This is a genomic window from Pseudomonas sp. WS 5010, from assembly GCF_012985565.1.
Lineage (GTDB): Bacteria > Pseudomonadota > Gammaproteobacteria > Pseudomonadales > Pseudomonadaceae > Aquipseudomonas.
The window spans coordinates 437,248-456,888 of sequence record NZ_JAAQWQ010000004.1; the positions used below are offsets into that span (position 1 = coordinate 437,248).

Here is a 19,641-nt window from a genome sequence, read left to right on the forward strand (position 1 = left end):
TGGATCAGAACATCCACTGCACACCCAACGAATAGCCGGTCTGGCTGCCTTCGGCATGGCCCAGGCGGCCGTTCACCTCTGCGTACACCCCAAGCTGCGGGGTGATCGCCAATTGGCTGCCGACCTGTGCGCGGCCAAAGCTCTTGTCCACTGAGCCCAGGCGTGCGGTACGGGCCTGGCCGTCGGCGCGGGCGGTCAGGTCGAGGTCGTCGAGGCGGCCGTCGGCCAATTCCTTGACCCAGGCGATGTCGCCGTAGGGCATCAGGCTCAGGCCATAAGGCAGGGCCACGGCACCGCGCACGCGCCAGCCGAGGCTGGCTTCCAGGGAATCGAAGGACTGTTCTTCATATTCAAGGGCGGTGCGCAGGTTCTGCTTCTCGTGGAACTTGTCGATGCGCGAGTGGCTGTAATCGAGCCCGGCAAACGGCCCGGTCTTGATCGCGCCCAGATCGAAGTCATAACCGCCGAGCACGCGGGCGCCCAGGGACAGGGCGTCGGTCTCGCCAGTCAATTGCTGGTTAAGTAGCACGGGGCCACCGTTGGCCTGGATCAGCAGGTTGCGCTTGGAGTCGAAGCTGCTGTGGCCCACGCTCAGGTCTCCGGCCAGCCAGGTCGGGCCGCCATCGTTCAACAAGGCGTAGACCGCGGCTTGCCAGGTGTCGCTTTGCAGCTTGCCACGGTGTTCCAGCTTGTCGCGACCGTTGAGGTAGCTGAGGCTGGCGCCGATGTTCAGGCTGCTGCTCAGTTGATAGTCGCCCAGGGCATGCAGGCCCAGGCGCCGGGCCTCTGGGTTGGGGGCGGTGTCGAAGCCGCTGTCTGGGTTGTATTCGCCGTCCACGCCGATCTCGCCATCGAAGCTGCCGACTTCACGGCTGGCCGCTTGCAAAGTCAGCCAGCGACGGTCGTGCAGGCGCACCATGGCCTGGTGCTGGCGCTGCAGGTTGTCCTGCATATTGCGCGCAACCGCGCCGCCCGAGGTGGTGGAAGCCATCAAGTCGGCATTGGTCAGCTCCAGCACCAGGCGACTGAGCAGGCGCGAATAGTCGCGCAGGCGCTGGTCGATGCGTTCCTGGCCGAAGGCGTTGGTCAGGACCGTCTTGTTGTCTTCATTGGGGTCGTGCCAGGTCGAGCCGCCGGGGATTGCCGGGTTGTTGGTCTGGGTGTAGCCGTCCAGGGCGCCCAGTTCCCAGTTGGTGGCTTCGATATACAGGATCGGGATGTTCAGCGCCTCGAAGGCCTCGCCGTCACTGCAGCAGCCGGTGCCGGCGGGGTATTGCGCGTCCAGGCCGGGGTTGGTGAACAGGTTGATGTTCAACTCCTTGGCGATCTGGAACGTGTGTTCGCGTAACGACGCCAGGGCCGGGTTGGCGGTGCTGTTCTGGCCGGCGTGGGCGTACATCATGTCGCCGGTGATCAGGCTGTCGAGGTTGATCATGGCCAGCATATTGGCGCGTTGGCTGGCGCTCAATGAGTCGACAAACGCCCGGGAGCCGCGCAGGCCTTCCTCTTCGGCGCCGAAGCCGACGATCTGCAGGCCGTTTTCCAGTTGCAGGCCACCGAGGTTCTTCGCCACTTCGGTCAGCACGCTGGCGCCGGAGCCGTTGTCGTCCAGGCCTTGCAGGGTCGGGCGGCCGAAGTAGGTGTCGAAGTGCGCGCCAATCACTACGTATTGCGGTTTGGTACCGGCGGCGTAGGCCACCACGTTCTGCGAGGCGCGGCTGCCGCCATTCCAGGTGAAGTCCTGGCGGCTGATGTTGTAGGCGCTGCCCATCTGGCTCTGCATCCAGTCGGCGGCCCCGGCAAAGTTGGCCGTGCCGCGATAGCGGCCGGGGTAGTCGGTGATCAGCTTTTCCAGGGTGACATTGGCGTGCTCGCCGTAGTCGTAGGCATTGGATTGAGTCGACAGCAGGGCACAGGCAACGCTGACAGCGAGGGCTAGGGGCTTGATCACAAGGTCTTCCTTGAGGTGGTTGAGGGAGTGGCTCGGCGGGACCGATTGCACAATGCGCGCCTCATTCCATGGGGCGGTCGCGAATTGGCGCGTTGTTGGAAGTGGGGGTCGCCTGGCTATAAGTTGTAACGGATTTGATACCAGATATGGCAGAGGATGCCGTGAGCTGGCGCACAAATTGGGGCAGGCGGGGGAGGGGATGCTGCGAAAAGTAGCGTTTTTGTTACATGTACATCGGGTACAACTCGGTCAAATGTGGGAGCTGGCTTGCCTGCGATAGCATCAACTCGGTCTTGCTCAAAGACCGAGTCGCCTGCATCGCAGGCAAGCCAGCTCCCACATACAGCATCAGGCCTTGAGGGTTTTCACGCCTTCACTGGTCCCCAGCAGCAGTACATCGGCAGGCCGCGCTGCAAACAACCCGTTGGTGACCACGCCGACGATGGCATTGATCTGGGTCTCCAGCTCCACCGGGTTGGTGATCTGCATGTTGAACACATCGAGGATGATGTTGCCGTTATCGGTCAGCACGCCTTCGCGGTACACCGGGTCGCCGCCCAGTTTCACCAGCTCGCGGGCCACGTGGCTGCGGGCCATGGGGATCACTTCGACGGGCAGCGGGAAGTTGCCCAGCACTGGCACCAGCTTGCTGGCGTCGGCGATGCAGATAAAGGTCTTGGCCACGGCTGCGACGATCTTCTCGCGGGTCAGGGCTGCGCCGCCGCCCTTGATCAGGTTCAGGTGCTCGTCGCTTTCATCGGCGCCGTCGACGTAGAACTCCAGGTCGCTCACGGTATTGAGCTCGTACACCGGGATGCCATGGCCCTTGAGGCGCGCGGCGGTGGCTTCGGAGCTGGCCACGGCGCCGTCGAACGCGCCCTTGTGCAGGGCCAGCGCATCGATAAAGCAATTGGCGGTGGAGCCGGTGCCGACGCCGACGATGCTTTTATCGTCGAGTTTAGGAAGGATTAAATCGACGGCGGCCTGGGCCACTGCCTGTTTGAGTTGATCCTGGGTCATGCGGGCTCCGGAACGGGCGGGGAGTAAAGAGGGGCGCGAGTATAACCCAACAAAACCTCTGGATTCGTGTGGTCGTCCGGCCAAGAGGCGGGTTAGACTCCTCGGCCCTGCCCAACCCGCCCAGTGATGCTTTCCGATGCTCGAACAGTACGTCAAGAAGATCCTCACCTCGCGCGTTTACGACGTTGCCGTGGAAACCCCGTTGCAGACCGCCCGCCAGCTCTCCGAGCGCCTGGGCAACAAGGTCTGGCTTAAGCGTGAAGACTTGCAGCCGGTGTTCTCCTTCAAGATTCGCGGCGCCTACAACAAGCTGACCCAACTGAGCGCCGAAGAACGTGCCCGTGGCGTGGTCACCGCCTCGGCGGGCAACCATGCCCAGGGCCTGGCCCTGGCGGCCAAGGTGCTGGGGGTCAAGGCCACCATCGTGATGCCCAAGACCACCCCGGAGATCAAAGTCGAAGGCGTGCGTTCCCGTGGCGGCAAAGTGGTGCTGCACGGTGACTCCTTCCCGGAAGCGCTGGCGTACTCGCTGAAACTGGTCGACGAAAAAGGCTACGTCTATATTCACCCCTACGATGATCCACACACCATTGCCGGGCAGGGCACCGTGGCGATGGAAATCCTGCGCCAGCACCCAGGGCCGCTGGATGCGATTTTCGTCCCAGTGGGCGGCGGCGGCCTGATTGCCGGCATCGCGGCGTACGTGAAGTACCTGCGCCCGGAGATCAAGATCATCGGTGTCGAGCCGGACGACTCCAACTGCCTGCAAGCCGCCATGGCCGCGGGCGAACGCGTGGTACTGCCGGCCGTGGGGATCTTTGCCGATGGCGTGGCGGTGGCGCAGATCGGCCAGCACACCTTCGATATCTGCAAGGACTATGTGGATGAAGTGATCACCGTCAGCACCGATGAAATCTGCGCGGCGATCAAGGATATCTACGACGACACCCGCTCCATCACCGAGCCTGCAGGGGCATTGGGCGTGGCCGGGATCAAGAAGTATGTGGAGACCCGTGGCGTCAGCGGCCAGACCTTTGTCGCCATTGATTCCGGGGCCAACGTCAACTTCGACCGCCTGCGCCATGTGGCCGAGCGCGCCGAGCTCGGCGAAGGTCGCGAGGCGATCATTGCCGTGACCATCCCCGAGCGCCCGGGCAGCTTCAAGGCCTTCTGCGAGGCCGTGGGCAAGCGCCAGATCACCGAATTCAACTACCGCTACCACTCCGGCAGCGAAGCGCACATTTTTGTCGGGGTGCAGACCCACCCGGAAACCGACCCGCGCAGCGCGTTGATTGCCAGCCTGAGCGAGCAGGGTTTCCCGGTGCTGGACCTGACCGAGAACGAACTGGCCAAGCTGCACATCCGCCATATGGTCGGCGGGCATGCGGCGCATGTCAGCAATGAAGTGGTGTTTCGCTTCGAGTTCCCGGAGCGTCCTGGGGCTTTGTTCAACTTTCTGAATAAGTTGGGCGGGCGCTGGAACATCTCGATGTTCCACTATCGCAACCACGGTGCGGCCGATGGCCGCGTGGTGGCTGGGCTGCAAGTGCCGGCCAACGAGCGCCACCTGGTGCCAGCGGCATTGGAAGCGATTGGCTACCCGTATTGGGATGAAAGTGACAACCCGGCCTATCAGCTGTTCCTCGGTTGAGCGACTACGCTGACTGGGCGGCCTTTAAGGAATCGAGAGCATGGAATATCTGACGACCCTCAAGACGATCCACATGGTGGCAACAGTGCTGCTGTTGGCCAGTGGCCTGGCGCTGGCCGTACTGAGCTGGCGCAAGCGCGCCGCCGGCCCGGCGGTTACGTTGCACCGGCCATGGCTGTTTGTCTGGTTGTTGATGGGCGTAAGCCTGGTGAGCATGCCGTTTACCGGCTGGTGGCTGGTGCACCTGATCGGCTGGCCATTGGGGCAGACATGGATCCTGGGCTCCAGCGTGATCTACACCGTGGCGGCGCTGGCCTGGTTCTGGCTGGTGGTGCGCCTCAATCGCCTGCGGCTGGGCGGTACGGGCAGTGCGAAATTCACCCTGGCCCTGGCGGTTGTCAGCCTGGTGGGGTTTGTGGCGATTGCCGGGTTGATGGGTGCCAAACCCGCTTAAGGCTTGAAACCGGGTCGCCTTCATTCGCGAGCAAGCCCGCTCCCACATTTGATCGGGTTCCACCTTTGGAATGCAGTCGAATGTGGGAGCGGGCTTGCTCGCGAAAGCTTTATCAGCCGCGCAGGCTAATCACCGGCCAGCCACGCTTCTGGGCCTCGGCCCGCAGATTCGGGTCCGGATCCACCGCCACCGGGTGGGTCACCTGCTCCAGCAGCGGGAGGTCATTCATCGAGTCGCTATAGAAATAGCTGTCTTGCAGGCTATACCCGGTCTCTTCCAGCCAACGATTCAAGCGCGTGACCTTGCCCTCGCGAAAGCACGGTACATCGGTGCTGCGCCCGGTGTAGCGGCCATCGGCCATCTCGCATTCGGTGGCGATCAGGGTTTCAACCCCCAAACGTGCGGCAATCGGCGCGGTGACAAAGCGGTTGGTGGCGGTGATGATCACCAGCGTGTCACCGGCGGCGCGGTGCTTGGCCAGCAGTTCAGCCGCCTTGGGCAGCATCAGCGGCTCGATGCAGTCGCGCATGAAGTCGCGGTGCCATTCGTCGAGCTGGGCCATCTCGGTGCTGCCGAGGATCTCCAGGCTGAAGTTCAGGTACGCGGCGTTGTCCAGCTTGCCGGCCAGGTAATCCTGGTAGAACTCGTCGTTGCGGGTCTTGTAGGCAACGGCATCGAGGATGCCGCGCTCACACAGGTAATCACCCCAGGCGTGGTCACTGTCGCCGCCCAAAAGCGTGTTGTCCAAGTCGAATAAAGCCAGGCGCATTGCGGTTACTCGCTGAAAAGTCTGTAAAAAGGCGTCCAGAATACGGTCTTTTCACAAGAGTGCACATAAGGTAAGCAGCCTCGTTGCCGCTGCAACAAGCTTTGTGGAACAATGCGGCGACATGCGTTTGCGAGGTTGTTGCCGTGATCGACCCCGATGGTTTCCGTCCAAATGTCGGGATTATTCTTACGAATGATGCCGGACAGGTGCTATGGGCTCGCCGAATCAACCAAGATGCCTGGCAGTTTCCCCAGGGTGGGATCAACCCCGATGAAACCCCTGAAGACGCCCTGTACCGTGAGTTGAACGAAGAAGTCGGCCTGGAGCGCGAAGATGTGCAAATTCTGGCCTGTACCCGAGGCTGGTTGCGCTATCGTTTGCCGCAACGCCTGGTGCGTACCCACAGCCAACCGCTGTGCATCGGCCAGAAGCAAAAGTGGTTTCTGCTGCGCCTTGTCTCCAACGAGCAGCGGGTGCGTATGGATTTGACCGGTAAACCGGAGTTCGATGGCTGGCGCTGGGTCAGTTATTGGTATCCGTTGGGCCAGGTGGTGACATTCAAGCGCGAGGTTTATCGTCGCGCTCTCAAAGAGCTTGCCCCGCGCCTTTTAGCGCGCGACTGACGACGGAGTTCGACCCCGAGCCATGCTCAATACGCTGCGCAAGATCGTCCAGGAAGTTAACTCCGCCAAGGATCTCAAGGCGGCGTTGGGGATTATTGTGTTGCGCGTCAAGGAAGCCATGGGCAGCCAGGTCTGCTCGGTTTACCTGCTGGACCCCGAAACCAACCGTTTTGTGCTGATGGCCACGGAGGGCTTGAACAAGCGCTCCATCGGCAAGGTCAGCATGGCGCCCAATGAAGGTCTGGTGGGCCTGGTGGGGACGCGTGAAGAACCCCTGAACCTTGAAAACGCGGCCGATCACCCGCGTTATCGCTACTTTGCCGAAACCGGTGAAGAGCGCTATGCCTCATTCCTCGGCGCACCGATCATCCACCACCGCCGCGTTGTCGGCGTATTGGTCATCCAGCAGAAAGAACGCCGCCAGTTCGATGAAGGTGAAGAAGCCTTCCTCGTGACCATGAGCGCGCAGTTGGCCGGGGTGATCGCCCACGCCGAAGCCACCGGCTCGATTCGCGGCCTGGGGCGCCAGGGCAAGGGGATCCAGGAAGCCAAGTTCGTCGGCGTACCGGGTTCGCCGGGTGCGGCGGTCGGTACTGCGGTGGTCATGCTGCCGCCGGCCGACCTCGATGTGGTGCCGGACAAGTCCGTCGACGACATCGACGCGGAAATCAAACTGTTCAAGACCGCCCTGGAAGGCGTGCGCGCCGATATGCGCAACCTGTCGACCAAGCTGGCCACCCAGTTGCGCCCCGAAGAACGGGCGCTGTTCGACGTGTACCAGATGATGCTCGACGACGCGTCCCTGGGTAACGAAGTCAAGACCGTGATCAAGACCGGCCAGTGGGCCCAGGGCGCGCTGCGCCAGGTGGTCACCGATCACGTCAACCGCTTTGAATTGATGGACGACGCCTACCTGCGCGAGCGCGCCTCGGATGTGCGTGACCTCGGTCGGCGCCTGCTGGCCTACCTGCAGGAAGACCGCACCACCAACCTGGTCTACCCCGACAACACCATCCTGATCAGTGAAGAACTGACCGCCACCATGCTCGGCGAAGTGCCGGAAGGCAAACTGGTGGGCCTGGTCTCGGTATTGGGTTCGGGCAACTCCCACGTGGCGATCCTGGCCCGTGCCATGGGCATCCCGACAGTGATGGGCCTGGTGGACCTGCCGTATTCCAAGGTCGACGGCATTTCGATGATCGTCGACGGGCACCGTGGCGAGGTGTTCACCAACCCCAGCGAGGTGCTGCGCAAGCAGTACGCCGAAGTTGTCGAGGAGGAGCGCCAGCTGTCCCAGGGGCTCGATGCCCTGCGCGAACTGCCCTGCGTGACCCTCGACGGCCACCGTGTACCGCTGCTGGTCAATACTGGCCTGCTGGCGGACGTGGCGCGTGCGCAACAACGTGGCGCTGAAGGGGTGGGCCTGTACCGCACCGAAGTGCCGTTCATGATCAACCAACGTTTCCCGAGCGAGAAGGAGCAGCTGGCGATTTATCGCGAGCAACTGTCCGCCTTCCATCCGTTACCGGTGACGATGCGCAGCCTGGACATCGGCGGCGACAAGTCACTGTCTTATTTCCCCATCAAGGAAGACAACCCCTTCCTTGGCTGGCGCGGTATCCGCGTTACCCTCGACCACCCCGAAATCTTCCTCGTCCAGACCCGCGCCATGCTCAAGGCCAGCGAAGGCCTGAACAACCTGCGCATTCTCCTTCCGATGATCTCCGGCACCCATGAGCTGGAAGAAGCCCTGCACCTGATCCACCGGGCCTGGGGCGAAGTGCGCGACGAAGGCGCCGACGTGCCGATGCCGCCGATTGGCGTGATGATCGAAATCCCGGCCGCGGTGTACCAGGCCAAGGAACTGGCGCGGCAGGTGGACTTCCTGTCGGTGGGCTCCAACGACCTGACCCAATACCTGCTGGCCGTGGACCGCAACAACCCACGGGTGGCCGACCTCTACGACTACCTGCACCCGGCGGTGCTGCAAGCCTTGCAGAACGTGGTACGCGATGCCCATGCCGAAGGCAAGCCGGTGAGTATCTGTGGGGAAATGGCCGGTGATCCGGCGGCGGCGGTGCTGTTGATGGCCATGGGCTTTGACAGCCTGTCGATGAACGCCACCAACTTGCCCAAGGTCAAGTGGATGCTGCGCCAGATCAACCTGAGCAAGGCCAAGGACTTGCTGGCGGAACTGATGACCATCGACAACCCGCAAGTTATCCACAGCTCGCTGCAATTGGCCCTGAAAAGCCTGGGGTTGGCGCGGATGATCAATCCGACCGCGACGAAAACCCTCTAAAAAATGTGGGAGCGGGCTTGCCCGCGATTGCGGTAGGTCAGTCAACTAAGATGCCGACTGATCCAATGCTATCGCGGGCAAGCCCGCTCCCACAGTTGACCTGCGGCGCTGTTAGATCTTGAGTTCCACCTCGCCCAACCGCCCCCCATGGGGCCCAAAGCTGCGTTCGAGCATATGTCGCAGCCCATCGGCATGCACAATCAGCGCGGTACTCGCCCGCGTCCCATAACTGGGGCTGGCGATAAACACACTCGACAACAAACTCTCCGTAGCCAACCCCACCCCGGTATCCGGCAACTCGGCAAAAGGAGCGGTCTGCGGGTCGCTCAAAATTTTCAGCAAGGCATCCGGCTGCGGATCACTCAGCACTTGGGCCAGTGCCGCCTTGGCCTTGAGCAGCTTTGGCCAGGGCGTATCCAGCCCGGCGTTGGATAAACCATAGATCCCGGCCTTCAGTTGGGTGGGGGCCGATTCATTGGCGTTGTAGTGCCACAGCTCGTGCGGCGTGCCAAGCAACAGGTTGAATCCGGCATATTCAATCGATCTGCCGTTAACCTCGGTCAAGTAGTCGGCAACCGGCAGCGAACCACCGAGAAAACGCGCCACCAACTCGCCGCGGGACTTGCGCGCCGGTGGTTGGTGCGGGTCGCGGATATTGGTCAGCGCGGCAAACCGTCCATCGGCGCCGACCCCCAGCCAAGTGCCTCCCGCTTCCTGGTCGCGACCGGCATACACCTGCGGTGCATCCGGCCACTGGGCCAAGGGCAGGCTGGGCCGGGCGTAGAATTCGTCACGGTTGGCCGCGACGATCAGCGGCTGGGCATGGCCCGGCCGCCAGGCGAAAACAATCAGGCACATAAGGCGATCCTTTTGTGTTTTGCTCACTCTACCCATAGAACCGCCGGCTATCCATCGTATCGAAGTTGGGCCAGATGCCTCCCATCCGTTAACATGCCAGGCTGCTTGGCGCGGGTGCGAACTTCTTCATTTGATCGAGCTGCTGTAACGCAGGCTTAATCGTCCACCGGCAAGGTCCGTGCGCAATAACGAATGATTTAACGAGGAGTCGCAATGCTGCCTTACCCGCAGATCGACCCGGTGGCCCTGGCCATCGGTCCGCTGAAAATCCACTGGTACGGGTTGATGTACCTGATCGGCATCGGCGGCGCCTGGCTGTTGGCTTCCCGACGCCTGAACCGCTTCGACCCGACCTGGACCAAGGAGAAGCTCTCCGACATGGTGTTCTGGATGTCGATGGGCGTGATCGTCGGCGGGCGCCTGGGCTATGTGCTGTTCTACGACCTGAGCGCGTACCTGGCCAACCCGACCCTGATTTTCGAGGTATGGAAGGGCGGCATGGCGTTCCACGGCGGCTTTATCGGCGTGATGCTCGCGGCCTGGTGGTTTGGCCGGCGCAACGGTAAGTCGTTCTTCCAACTGATGGATTTTGTCGCGCCGATGGTGCCGATTGGCCTGGGTGCCGGGCGGATCGGTAACTTCATCAACGCCGAGCTGTGGGGCAAGCCGACCGATGTGCCGTGGGCCATGGTGTTCCCGCCGTTCAGCGACCCGGCGCAGTTGGCGCGCCATCCGTCGCAGTTGTACCAGTTCGCCCTGGAAGGCGTGGCGCTGTTCCTGATCCTCTATATCTACTCGCGCAAACCGCGGCCGACCATGGCGGTTTCGGGGATGTTCGCCCTGTTCTACGGGATTTTCCGTTTCATCGTCGAGTTCGTGCGGGTGCCGGATGCGCAGTTGGGCTACCTGGCGTTCGGCTGGCTGACCATGGGTCAGGTACTGAGCATTCCGATGATTCTTGTTGGCCTGGGCCTGCTCTGGTGGGCTTACAACCGCCCACAGGCGATCAAGACCACTGCGCTATAAATTCGAACGCCGAGGCCCGAGGGCCTCGGCTTCACCGATACAGGTAATGTCATGAAGCAATATCTCGAGCTGGTTTCCCACGTCATCAACAACGGCACCAAGCAGGCCAACCGCACTGGCGTGAACACCATCAGCTTCCCCGGTGCGATGTTGCGCTTTGACCTGCAGGAAGGCTTCCCGGCCATCACCACCCGCAAAATGGCCTTCAAATCGGCGATTGGCGAGATGTGCGGCTTTTTGCGTGGGGTGAATAACGCCGCCGAATTCCGCGCCCTGGGCTGCAAGGTCTGGGACCAGAACGCCAACGAAAACGCGCAGTGGCTGGCCAACCCGTTCCGCCAGGGCGAGGACGACCTGGGCGAGATCTACGGCGTGCAATGGCGCAAATGGCCGGCGTACAAGCAGATCCCGCTAAGCAACCAGGCCGCTATCGAGCAGACCCTGGCCCAGGGCTATCGCCAGATCGCCGAAGGCGAGGAAGACGGCCAGGCCTACGTGGTGCTGTACAAGGCCATCGACCAGATCCGCCAGTGTGTCGACACCATCATCAAGGACCCGGGCAGCCGGCGCATCCTGTTCCACGGCTGGAACTGCGCCCAGCTCGATGAAATGGCCTTGCCGCCGTGCCACCTGCTGTACCAGTTCCACCCGAATGTCGAGACCAAGGAAATCTCCCTGACCCTCTACATCCGTTCCAACGACCTGGGCCTGGGCACGCCATTCAACCTCACCGAAGGCGCCGCGCTGCTGAGCCTGATCGGGCGCCTGACCGGCTACACGCCGCGCTGGTTCACCTATTTCATCGGTGATGCGCACGTCTACGAGAACCACCTGGACATGCTCAACGAACAGCTCAAGCGCGAGCCATTCGCCGCGCCGAAGTTGGTGATCAGCGAGCGCGTGCCGGAGTTTGCCAAGACCGGCGTGTACCAGCCGGAGTGGCTGGAGCTGATCGAGCCTGGCGACTTCTCGCTGGAAGGCTATGAGCACCATGCGCCGATGACGGCGCCGATGGCGGTCTAGTCGAGACCGCATCGTCTGCATCGCAGGCAAGCCAGCTCCTACATGTGACCGAGTACTCAGGCACATGTGGGAGCTGGCTTGCCTGCGATGGCGTCAGCTCAGTTACCCCATTATCTAATGGCCGTGACTACGACCCACATGTGAGTGCTCCGCCTCACTGGCCGCCACACTCCCACTGACCTCCAGCCGCTGCAAAATCCCACACTGGTCGATCTCCGGCCCTTCGCCACAGCGCTGGCGCAGGTCGAGTAGTTGTGTCTGCAAGGCCAGCAACCCGTCAATCCGCGCCTTGACGTGATGGATATGCTCGTCGATCAGTGCATTCACGCTCTCGCACTGGTCCTGGGGGCTGTCGCGCAGGCCGAGCAGGCTGCGGATTTCCTCCAGGGTCATGTCCAGGCTGCGGCAGTTGCGGATAAAGGTCAGGCGCTCGGTGTGCGCCTGGGTGTACAGCCGGTAGTTGCCCTCACTGCGCGCCGGTGGTGGCAGCAGGCCTTCTTTCTCGTAATAACGGATGGTTTCCACCGGGCAGTCGGTCAGTTTTGCCAGTTCGCCGATCTTCATCGCAGCAATCTCCAAAAGGGTGCTTGACCCTATAGTGGCTACAGGGTCTTTACTTGGCAACAGGCACCTTCATGGACGCGACACAATGAGCGATTCCCTGCGCACCCCGCACAAGCACGACCACAGCCACGATCATGATCACGACCATGATCACAGCCATCACGACCACGACCATGATCACAGCCATCACGACCACGGCCATGATCATAGCCATCATGATCACGCGCAAAAGCTTGCGCCTGTGAAAAAGCATGATCACGGTGGCGGCTCCTGCTGTTCCGGCGCCGCAGCCCCGTCGCTGGTGACGTTGACGCAAGCAACCAGCGCCAACGCGCGCCTGAGTACCTTCCGCATTGAGGCCATGGACTGCCCCACCGAGCAGACGCTGATCCAGAACAAACTGGGCAAGATGGCCGGTGTGCAGCAACTGGAATTCAACCTGATCAACCGTATCCTCGGCGTGACCCACGACCTGCCGAGCACCGCGCCGATCGTCGAGGCCATCAAGTCCCTGGGCATGCAGGCCGATCCGATCGAAGAGGGCGTGCCGGCCGCCGCACCACCGGCCAAGAAGCACTGGTGGCCGCTGGCCCTGTCTGGTTTTTGCGCCCTGGCAGCAGAGGTGATCCATTTCACTGACGCGGCCCCGACCTGGGTGGTGGCGCTGGTGGCGCTGGTGTCGATCCTCAGTGGCGGCCTTACCACCTACAAAAAGGGCTGGATTGCCCTGAAAAACCTCAACCTGAACATCAACGCGCTGATGAGCATCGCCGTGACCGGTGCGATCCTGATCGGCCAGTGGCCGGAAGCGGCGATGGTGATGTTCCTGTTTACCGTGGCCGAGTTGATCGAGGCCAAGTCCCTGGACCGTGCGCGCAATGCCATCAGTGGCTTGATGCAGATGACCCCGGAGCGGGCCACGGTGCGCCAGGCTGACGGTAGCTGGGTCGAACAAGAGGTCAAGACCATTGAACTGGGCGCTGTCGTGCGGGTACGTCCCGGCGAGCGCATTGGCCTGGACGGCGAAGTCACTGCCGGCCAGTCCACCATCGACCAGGCGCCGATCACCGGCGAGAGCCTGCCGATCGAGAAGACCGTGGGCGATAAAGTCTTCGCCGGCACCATCAACCAGGCCGGTTCCCTGGAATACCGGGTGACCGCTGCCGCCAACAACTCGACGCTGGCGCGCATCATCCACGCAGTGGAACAGGCCCAGGGCTCGCGGGCGCCGACCCAGCGCTTTGTCGACAGCTTCTCGAAAATCTACACCCCGGCGGTGTTCCTGTTTGCCCTCGGCGTGGCCGTGATCCCGCCGCTGTTCATGGGCGCGGTGTGGTTCGACTGGATCTACCGCGCCCTGGTGCTGTTGGTGGTCGCGTGCCCTTGTGCGCTGGTGATTTCCACCCCGGTGACCATCGTCAGCGGCCTGGCTGCCGCTGCGCGCAAAGGCATCCTGATCAAGGGCGGCGTGTACCTGGAGGCCGGCTACAAGCTCGACTACCTGGCCCTGGACAAGACCGGCACCATCACCCACGGCAAGCCGGTGCAGACCGACTACCTGGCGTTGTTCCCCAACTTGGAGGACCGCGCGCCGGCCTTGGCCGCCAGCCTGGCCGCGCGTTCCGACCACCCGGTGTCGCTGGCGATCGCCAATGCCGCTGTGGATAAAAAACTCCCGCTACAGGCTGTGGATAACTTCGAAGCCCTGGCCGGGCGCGGGGTGCGCGGCGAGATCAATGGCCAGGTCTATCACCTGGGCAACCATCGCCTGGTGGAAGAACTGGGCCTGTGCTCGCCGGCCCTTGAAGAAAAACTCTTCGCCCTGGAAAAACAAGGCAAGTCGGTGGTGCTGCTGCTCGACACATCTGGCCCACTGGCGCTGTTCGCCGTGGCCGATACGGTCAAGGACAGCAGCCGCGAAGCCATCCAGCAGTTGCACGAGCTGGGCATCAAGACCCTGATGCTCACCGGCGACAACACCCACACCGCCCAGGCAATTGCCGCCCAGGTGGGCATCGACCAGGCCCAGGGCGACCTGCTGCCCACCGACAAGCTCAAGGCTATCGAGGACCTGTACGGGAAAAACCACCGGGTCGGCATGGTCGGCGACGGCATCAACGACGCCCCGGCCCTGGCCCGCGCCGAGATTGGCTTTGCCATGGCTGCAGCGGGCACCGACACGGCCATCGAGACCGCCGACGTTGCGCTGATGGACGACGATTTGCGCAAGATTCCGGCATTCATACGCTTGTCGCGACAAACGTCGAGTATCCTCAAGCAGAACATCGCCCTGGCGCTGGTGATCAAGGCGATCTTCCTGGCGGTCACCTTCATGGGCATGGCCACTATGTGGATGGCGGTGTTCGCCGACATGGGCGTGAGCCTGCTGGTGGTGTTCAATGGTCTGCGCCTACTGCGCAAATAGTCGATGAGAGGGTGGTGTGCTGAGTGCCGAGTTGAAGGCGTTTTACATGGTTGCCCGCCTGGGCAGTATTACCCAGGCGGCGAAAAAACTCGGCCTGAGCCAGCCCACGGTGACCACCCAGATCCGCCATCTGGAAAGCCAGTACGCAGTTGAGCTGTTCTACCGCGGTGGCCGCCGCCTCACCGTCAGCGACGAAGGCGCGCGGTTGATGCCGATGGTCAAGGCGCTGTTGCAACAGGAAGCGGATATCGAGTTTTTCCTGCGCAACAGTGGCCAGGTCCAGGGCACGTTGCGGATCGCCGCGACCGCGCCCTATTACATCCTCGACCTGGTGAAAACCTTTCGTGAACGCTTGCCCCACGTGGAAGTGGCGGTGGAAATCGGCAATTCCCAGCAGGTCCTCGAAGCCCTGGATGATTACCGGGTGGACGTCGCCGCCTCCTCGCAACTGCTGGACGACCCGCGCCTGATCCGCCGGGTGCTGGGCACCGACCCGCTGGTGCTGGCGGTGCATCGCAATCATCCGCTAGCCGTGCTGGAGCATGTGCCGCTCAGTGCGCTGGCGGGGCATACCCTGTTGATGCGCGAGGCAGGGTCCACCACCCGGCGCCTGACTGAAGAGATGCTCAAGGGCGCTGGCGTGAGTTATGGGCCGCTGCTGGAAATCGGCAGCCGCGAATCGATTCGCGAGGCGGTGCTGCGCAACATCGGCATCAGTATCATCGCCCGCCAGGAAGTGCCCCATGACCCGCAACTGCGAGTGCTGACGATCGAGAATGCGCCGCAGATTCCCGAGTACCTGTACTGCCTTAAAGAGCGCAAAGGTGCGCGGTTGCCGGCGGCTTTTCTGGGGTTGGCGCAGGAAATGTCGCCACTCTGAAAGATTTTTGATGGTTTTGAAATCGCCGTCGCAGGCAAGCCAGCTCCCACATTTTGATCTGTGAATACATTCAAATGTGGGAGCTGGCTTGCCTGCGATAGCGGTAGACCAAACACCCCAAGGCTATACCTCTACCCAAATCCACCAATACCACTATCACCCGCTTTTGCCTTCCTGCCACACCAGGGACGCATTTGCTGCCTAGCATGGCCTTCATCAGTTTGATGAGGTGCCACCATGAACACAGCCCAGCTCAACCCCGGCGCGCCGATGAAGGTGCGTGGTATCCAGAAGCGCTTTGGCGCCTTTACTGCCCTGGACCATGTGTCCCTGGACGTCGCCGCCGGTGAACTGGTGTGCCTGCTCGGTCCCTCGGGCTGCGGCAAGACCACCTTGCTGCGCTGCATCGCCGGCCTGGAACGCCAGGACAGCGGCGAGTTGTACCTGGGTGATCGCGACGTTTCCCTACTGGCACCCCAGGCGCGGGACTACGGCATTCTGTTCCAGTCCTACGCGCTGTTTCCCAATCTCAGCGTCGAGGCCAACATCGGCTACGGCCTGACCGGCAGCGGTCGCGATGAAGTGCGCAAGCGCGTGGCGCAGATGCTGGAACTGGTGGGCCTGACCGGCAGCGAAAAAAAATACCCCGGCCAACTGTCCGGCGGCCAGCAACAGCGCGTCGCCCTGGCCCGTGCCCTGGCGCCGGCCCCGTCGTTGTTGCTGCTGGACGAACCGATGTCGGCCCTCGATGCCCGAGTGCGCGAGCACCTGTGTACCGAGCTGCGCCAACTGCAACGCCGCCTGGGCATCACCACCCTGATGGTCACGCACAATCAGGACGAGGCCATGCTGATGGCCGACCGCATCGCCGTGATGAACAATGGCAAGGTCGAGCAGTACGCCACCCCGCAAGAAATCTACGACCGCCCGGCCACGCCGTTCGTGGCCGAGTTTGTCGGCCAGGGCAACTGGCTGCCGTTCAGCCGCAACAGCGCCAGCCACGCCCAGGTCGGCGGGATGAACGTGCGCCTGGCCGATGACTGCGGCAAAGCCGCGTCGGGCCGCCTGTTCTGCCGGCCGGAAGCGATCAGCGTCAACCCGCCGGTACACGAAGAAAACCTGTTCCCGGCCAAGGTCCGCGAGATCACCTTCCTCGGCAACCGTTGCCGCATGAGCTTTGAACTGGACCAGTTGCCCGGCCATTCGCTGCTGGCCGAACTGGCGCCGGAAGCCATGCCACGCCTGGGCGCCCAGGATATCTGGGTGGCACTGCCACCGCGCAGCCTGCAGGTGTTTGCCTGAGATGGCCGTTGATATGACCCTGCCGGTACCCGGCCGCGTGGCCCGTCAGGCTTCCCGTGCGCAAATCGGCGACCGCATCTTTGTGCTGGGCGGCAAGCTGCTGCTACTGTGCCTGTTGGGCGTCGCCGTGCTGCTGCCGTTGCTGGCGATCTTCTGGCGCGGTTTCAGCGCCGAAGACGGCCAGGGCGGCGGCCTGGTGGCCGCGCGCGAGTTGCTGACCAGCGCCAACTTCCATTGGCTGCTGGGCAATAGCCTGAAGGTTTCCCTGAGCGTCGCGATCATTGTCGTACCCCTGGCCTACCTGTTTGCCTACGCCCTGCAACGCACGCTGATCCCCGGCAAGACCCTCTGGCGCGGCCTGTCGTTGCTGCCACTGATGGCGCCGTCAATGTTGCCGGGCATCGCCCTGGTGTACCTGTTCGGCAACCAGGGCATGTTGCGCGGGTTGCTGTCAGACAACATCTACGGCTTCTGGGGGATTGTCCTCGGTGAAGTGATCTACACCTTTCCCCACGCGCTGATGATCCTGCTGTCGGCGTTGTCCCTGGCGGACGCGCGGCTGTTCGATGCCGCCTCAAGCATGGGCGCCAGCCCGGCCCGGGCGTTTCGCAGCATCACCTGGCCGGCGACACGCCAGGCCGTGTTCGCCGCGTTCTGCCTGGTGTTCACCCTGACCATCACCGACTTCGGCGTGCCGGTGGTGGTGGGCGGCGACTATCAAGTGCTGGCGCTGGAAGCCTACAAGGCCGTGGTCGGCCAGCAGCAATTCGGTCGTGGTGCCCTGATCGGCATGGTGCTGCTGTTGCCGGCGCTGCTCAGTTTTGCGGTGGATACCTGGCTGCGCCGGCGCCACGGAGACTCCATGAGCGGCCGCGCCCAGGTGTTCCAGCCGGCGCCTTCGCGTCTGCGTGATGGCTGTTACCTGGCGATTGTGCTGCTGATCTGCGCGGTGCTGCTGTTGGTGTTCGGCATGGCGGTGTACTCGTCGCTGGTGAAGTTCTGGCCGTACAACCTGTCGCTGTCGCTCAACCACTATCAGTTCAATGACACCGCCGGCGGCGGCTGGCTGGCCTATCGCAACAGCTTGACCATGGCGATCTGCACCGCACTGATCGGCAGCGTGCTGATCTTCACCGGCGCTTATCTGATGGAAAAGACCAAGGGGCAAAAAGGCCTCAACCTGGCGCTGCGCATGCTCAGCTTTGTGCCGATGGCGGTACCGGGCCTGGTGCTGGGCCTGGGCTACGTGTTCTTTTTCAACCTCAACGGCAACCCGCTGCATGTGCTCTACGGGACCATGACGCTGCTGGTGGTGTGCACCATTGCTCACTATTTGACCACCGCGCAAATGACCGCCACCACGGCCCTGCGCCAACTCGACGCCGAGTTCGAAGCCGCCGCGCTGTCGCTCAAGGCGCCGCTGTACCGCCACTTTTTGCGGGTCACCGTACCGATCTGCCTGCCGGCGCTGTTGGACATCCTGCGCTACCTGTTTGTCTCGGCGATGACCACCGTATCGGCCGCGATCTTTCTCTACAGCCCCGACACCATCCTCGCCGCAGTGGCCGTGCTGAACATGGACGACGCCGGCAACGTAGGCGGCGCGGCGGCCATGTCGACCCTGATTCTGTTCACCTCAGCCAGCGTCTCGCTGCTGCTGGCGTGGGCCTCACGCGGTTTGTTGCGCCGCTCCCAGGCCTGGCGCCAAACCGCGCCCGGTCAATAACTCTGCCCCCCACAAGGAAACGCACCATGTTCAAGCCCCTGGCCCTCGCCGCTGCTGTGCTCACCGCGTTCAGCCTGAATGCCTTTGCTGCCAAGACCGAGTTGACCGTGTACACGGCCCTTGAAGCCGAGCAGTTGAAGACCTACAAAAAAGCCTTCGAGGCGGCCAACCCGGACGTCGAGATCAAGTGGGTGCGCGACTCCACCGGGATCATCACCGCCAAGCTGCTGGCGGAAAAATCCCGCCCGCAAGCCGATGCGGTGTGGGGCCTGGCGGCTTCCAGCCTGGCGATCCTCGATCAGCAAGGCATGCTGCAAAGCTATGCGCCAAAGGATCTGGACAAGATTGGCAAGAACTACCGCGACGCTGCCAACCCACCGGCCTGGGTCGGCATGGACGTGTGGGCCGCGACGATTTGCTTCAACACCGTCGAAGCCGAGAAACAGGGCTTGAGCAAACCCATCAGCTGGCAGGACCTGACCAAGCCCGAGTACAAGGGCAAGATCGTCATGCCTAACCCGGCGTCGTCCGGCACCGGCTTTCTCGACGTCAGCGCCTGGTTGCAGACTTTCGGTGAGAAGCAGGGCTGGCAGTACATGGATGACCTGCACCAGAACATCGGCCAGTACGTGCACTCCGGTTCCAAGCCGTGCAAGCTGGCGGCTTCGGGTGAGTTCCCGATCGGCATTTCCTTCGAATACCCGGCGGTACAGTTGAAACGCCAGGGCGCGCCGCTGGACATCGTCTTGCCCAAGGAAGGCCTGGGCTGGGATATCGAAGCCACTGCGCTGATCAAGGGCACGGCCCACCCGGAAGCAGCGCAGAAACTCGCCGACTTCTCCGCCAGCCCCGCAGCGATGGAGCTGTACAAGGAAAACTTCGCGGTGCTGGCCCAGCCGGGCATTGCCAAGCCGCAGACCGAATTGCCGGCGGACTATGAGCAGCGCCTGATCAAGAACGATTTTGCCTGGGCCTCGAAGAACCGTGACAACATCCTGGCTGAATGGCGCAAGCGCTATGACGGCAAATCGGAGAAGGTGGCGGGTCAGTAACTGTTCGATGGGCTG

16 protein-coding genes are annotated in these 19,641 nt (G+C 62.5%); 11 read left to right on the forward strand and 5 right to left on the reverse strand.

Translation table 11 applies throughout. The annotated features are described in order from the left end of the window. Nucleotides 1-4: 4 nt before the first annotated feature. Together HBO11_RS15180 and rpiA are read right to left on the reverse strand one after the other, a co-directional pair. On the reverse strand, nucleotides 5-1,951 hold the full coding sequence (locus tag HBO11_RS15180) for an autotransporter domain-containing protein (protein WP_169954968.1): 1,947 nt from the start codon (nucleotides 1,949-1,951) through the stop codon (nucleotides 5-7). 348 nt (nucleotides 1,952-2,299) lie between these two features. Further along, a complete protein-coding gene (gene rpiA, locus HBO11_RS15185; RefSeq protein ID WP_076963671.1) occupies nucleotides 2,300-2,971 on the reverse strand; it encodes a ribose-5-phosphate isomerase RpiA in 672 nt (223 codons plus the stop codon). Between the two features lie 136 nt (nucleotides 2,972-3,107). On the opposite strand from rpiA, the gene ilvA reads away from it, so the two are divergent. Continuing rightward, a complete protein-coding gene (ilvA, locus tag HBO11_RS15190; protein WP_169954967.1) occupies nucleotides 3,108-4,622 on the forward strand; it encodes a threonine ammonia-lyase, biosynthetic in 1,515 nt (504 codons plus the stop codon). A 40-nt stretch (nucleotides 4,623-4,662) separates the two neighbouring features. Continuing rightward, nucleotides 4,663-5,076, forward strand: coding sequence for a DUF2269 family protein (locus tag HBO11_RS15195; protein WP_169954966.1), 414 nt, complete (start codon nucleotides 4,663-4,665; stop codon nucleotides 5,074-5,076). Nucleotides 5,077-5,188: 112 nt separating this feature from the next. On the opposite strand, the gene HBO11_RS15200 is transcribed toward HBO11_RS15195, so the two are convergent. Next, a complete protein-coding gene (locus tag HBO11_RS15200) occupies nucleotides 5,189-5,845 on the reverse strand; it encodes an HAD family hydrolase (protein WP_169954965.1) in 657 nt (218 codons plus the stop codon). A 143-nt stretch (nucleotides 5,846-5,988) separates the two neighbouring features. Between HBO11_RS15200 and HBO11_RS15205 the strand changes: the two genes are divergently transcribed. Together HBO11_RS15205 and ptsP are read left to right on the forward strand one after the other, a co-directional pair. Next, a complete protein-coding gene (locus tag HBO11_RS15205) occupies nucleotides 5,989-6,468 on the forward strand; it encodes an RNA pyrophosphohydrolase (protein ID WP_032858866.1) in 480 nt (159 codons plus the stop codon). 22 nt (nucleotides 6,469-6,490) lie between these two features. Beyond that, nucleotides 6,491-8,770, forward strand: a complete 2,280-nt coding sequence (gene ptsP, locus HBO11_RS15210) for a phosphoenolpyruvate--protein phosphotransferase (protein WP_169954964.1) — start codon at nucleotides 6,491-6,493, stop codon at nucleotides 8,768-8,770. A 111-nt stretch (nucleotides 8,771-8,881) separates the two neighbouring features. Here the strand turns inward: ptsP and HBO11_RS15215 are convergent, their stop codons facing one another. Beyond that, nucleotides 8,882-9,628, reverse strand: coding sequence for an NRDE family protein (locus HBO11_RS15215; RefSeq protein WP_169954963.1), 747 nt, complete (start codon nucleotides 9,626-9,628; stop codon nucleotides 8,882-8,884). A 213-nt stretch (nucleotides 9,629-9,841) separates the two neighbouring features. Here HBO11_RS15215 and lgt point away from each other — a divergent pair, with 213 nt between their 5' ends. Together lgt and HBO11_RS15225 are read left to right on the forward strand one after the other, a co-directional pair. Continuing rightward, a complete protein-coding gene (gene lgt / locus HBO11_RS15220) occupies nucleotides 9,842-10,654 on the forward strand; it encodes a prolipoprotein diacylglyceryl transferase (RefSeq protein ID WP_169954962.1) in 813 nt (270 codons plus the stop codon). Nucleotides 10,655-10,705: 51 nt separating this feature from the next. After that, on the forward strand, nucleotides 10,706-11,677 hold the full coding sequence (locus tag HBO11_RS15225; RefSeq protein ID WP_029289382.1) for a thymidylate synthase: 972 nt from the start codon (nucleotides 10,706-10,708) through the stop codon (nucleotides 11,675-11,677). A 114-nt stretch (nucleotides 11,678-11,791) separates the two neighbouring features. Here the strand turns inward: HBO11_RS15225 and cadR are convergent, their stop codons facing one another. Continuing rightward, nucleotides 11,792-12,241, reverse strand: coding sequence for a Cd(II)/Pb(II)-responsive transcriptional regulator (gene cadR, locus HBO11_RS15230; protein ID WP_169954961.1), 450 nt, complete (start codon nucleotides 12,239-12,241; stop codon nucleotides 11,792-11,794). A gap of 85 nt (nucleotides 12,242-12,326) precedes the next feature. Between cadR and HBO11_RS15235 the strand changes: the two genes are divergently transcribed. The 5 genes from HBO11_RS15235 (at nucleotide 12,327) to HBO11_RS15255 (ending at nucleotide 19,626) form a co-directional block, all read left to right on the forward strand. Then, complete coding sequence (locus HBO11_RS15235; RefSeq protein ID WP_169954960.1) at nucleotides 12,327-14,666, forward strand: heavy metal translocating P-type ATPase; 2,340 nt, start codon at nucleotides 12,327-12,329, stop codon at nucleotides 14,664-14,666. 16 nt (nucleotides 14,667-14,682) lie between these two features. Continuing rightward, on the forward strand, nucleotides 14,683-15,546 hold the full coding sequence (locus HBO11_RS15240; protein ID WP_169954959.1) for a LysR family transcriptional regulator: 864 nt from the start codon (nucleotides 14,683-14,685) through the stop codon (nucleotides 15,544-15,546). Between the two features lie 237 nt (nucleotides 15,547-15,783). Beyond that, nucleotides 15,784-16,848: a putative 2-aminoethylphosphonate ABC transporter ATP-binding protein gene (locus HBO11_RS15245; RefSeq protein WP_169954958.1), complete on the forward strand. Its 1,065-nt coding sequence runs from the start codon at nucleotides 15,784-15,786 to the stop codon at nucleotides 16,846-16,848. 1 nt (nucleotide 16,849) lies between these two features. Further along, nucleotides 16,850-18,574 carry a putative 2-aminoethylphosphonate ABC transporter permease subunit gene (locus HBO11_RS15250; protein WP_169954957.1) on the forward strand — a complete coding sequence of 575 codons (1,725 nt, stop codon included), beginning with the start codon at nucleotides 16,850-16,852 and terminating at the stop codon, nucleotides 18,572-18,574. Nucleotides 18,575-18,600: 26 nt separating this feature from the next. Continuing rightward, nucleotides 18,601-19,626 carry a putative 2-aminoethylphosphonate ABC transporter substrate-binding protein gene (locus HBO11_RS15255; RefSeq protein WP_169954956.1) on the forward strand — a complete coding sequence of 342 codons (1,026 nt, stop codon included), beginning with the start codon at nucleotides 18,601-18,603 and terminating at the stop codon, nucleotides 19,624-19,626. Nucleotides 19,627-19,641: the final 15 nt, after the last annotated feature.

What these genes read in the sequence shown, in the direction of transcription:
- lgt (WP_169954962.1), top strand. Translation starts at nt 9,842, where the DNA reads ATGCTGCCTTACCCGCAGATCGACCCGGTGGCCCTGGCCATCGGTCCG.
- HBO11_RS15255 (WP_169954956.1), top strand. Translation starts at nt 18,601, where the DNA reads ATGTTCAAGCCCCTGGCCCTCGCCGCTGCTGTGCTCACCGCGTTCAGC.
- rpiA (WP_076963671.1), bottom strand. Translation starts at nt 2,971, where the DNA reads ATGACCCAGGATCAACTCAAACAGGCAGTGGCCCAGGCCGCCGTCGAT.
- HBO11_RS15215 (WP_169954963.1), bottom strand. Translation starts at nt 9,628, where the DNA reads ATGTGCCTGATTGTTTTCGCCTGGCGGCCGGGCCATGCCCAGCCGCTG.
- HBO11_RS15235 (WP_169954960.1), top strand. Translation starts at nt 12,327, where the DNA reads ATGAGCGATTCCCTGCGCACCCCGCACAAGCACGACCACAGCCACGAT.
- HBO11_RS15245 (WP_169954958.1), top strand. Translation starts at nt 15,784, where the DNA reads ATGAACACAGCCCAGCTCAACCCCGGCGCGCCGATGAAGGTGCGTGGT.
- cadR (WP_169954961.1), bottom strand. Translation starts at nt 12,241, where the DNA reads ATGAAGATCGGCGAACTGGCAAAACTGACCGACTGCCCGGTGGAAACC.
- HBO11_RS15195 (WP_169954966.1), top strand. Translation starts at nt 4,663, where the DNA reads ATGGAATATCTGACGACCCTCAAGACGATCCACATGGTGGCAACAGTG.
- ptsP (WP_169954964.1), top strand. Translation starts at nt 6,491, where the DNA reads ATGCTCAATACGCTGCGCAAGATCGTCCAGGAAGTTAACTCCGCCAAG.
- HBO11_RS15250 (WP_169954957.1), top strand. Translation starts at nt 16,850, where the DNA reads ATGGCCGTTGATATGACCCTGCCGGTACCCGGCCGCGTGGCCCGTCAG.
- ilvA (WP_169954967.1), top strand. Translation starts at nt 3,108, where the DNA reads ATGCTCGAACAGTACGTCAAGAAGATCCTCACCTCGCGCGTTTACGAC.
- HBO11_RS15225 (WP_029289382.1), top strand. Translation starts at nt 10,706, where the DNA reads ATGAAGCAATATCTCGAGCTGGTTTCCCACGTCATCAACAACGGCACC.
- HBO11_RS15200 (WP_169954965.1), bottom strand. Translation starts at nt 5,845, where the DNA reads ATGCGCCTGGCTTTATTCGACTTGGACAACACGCTTTTGGGCGGCGAC.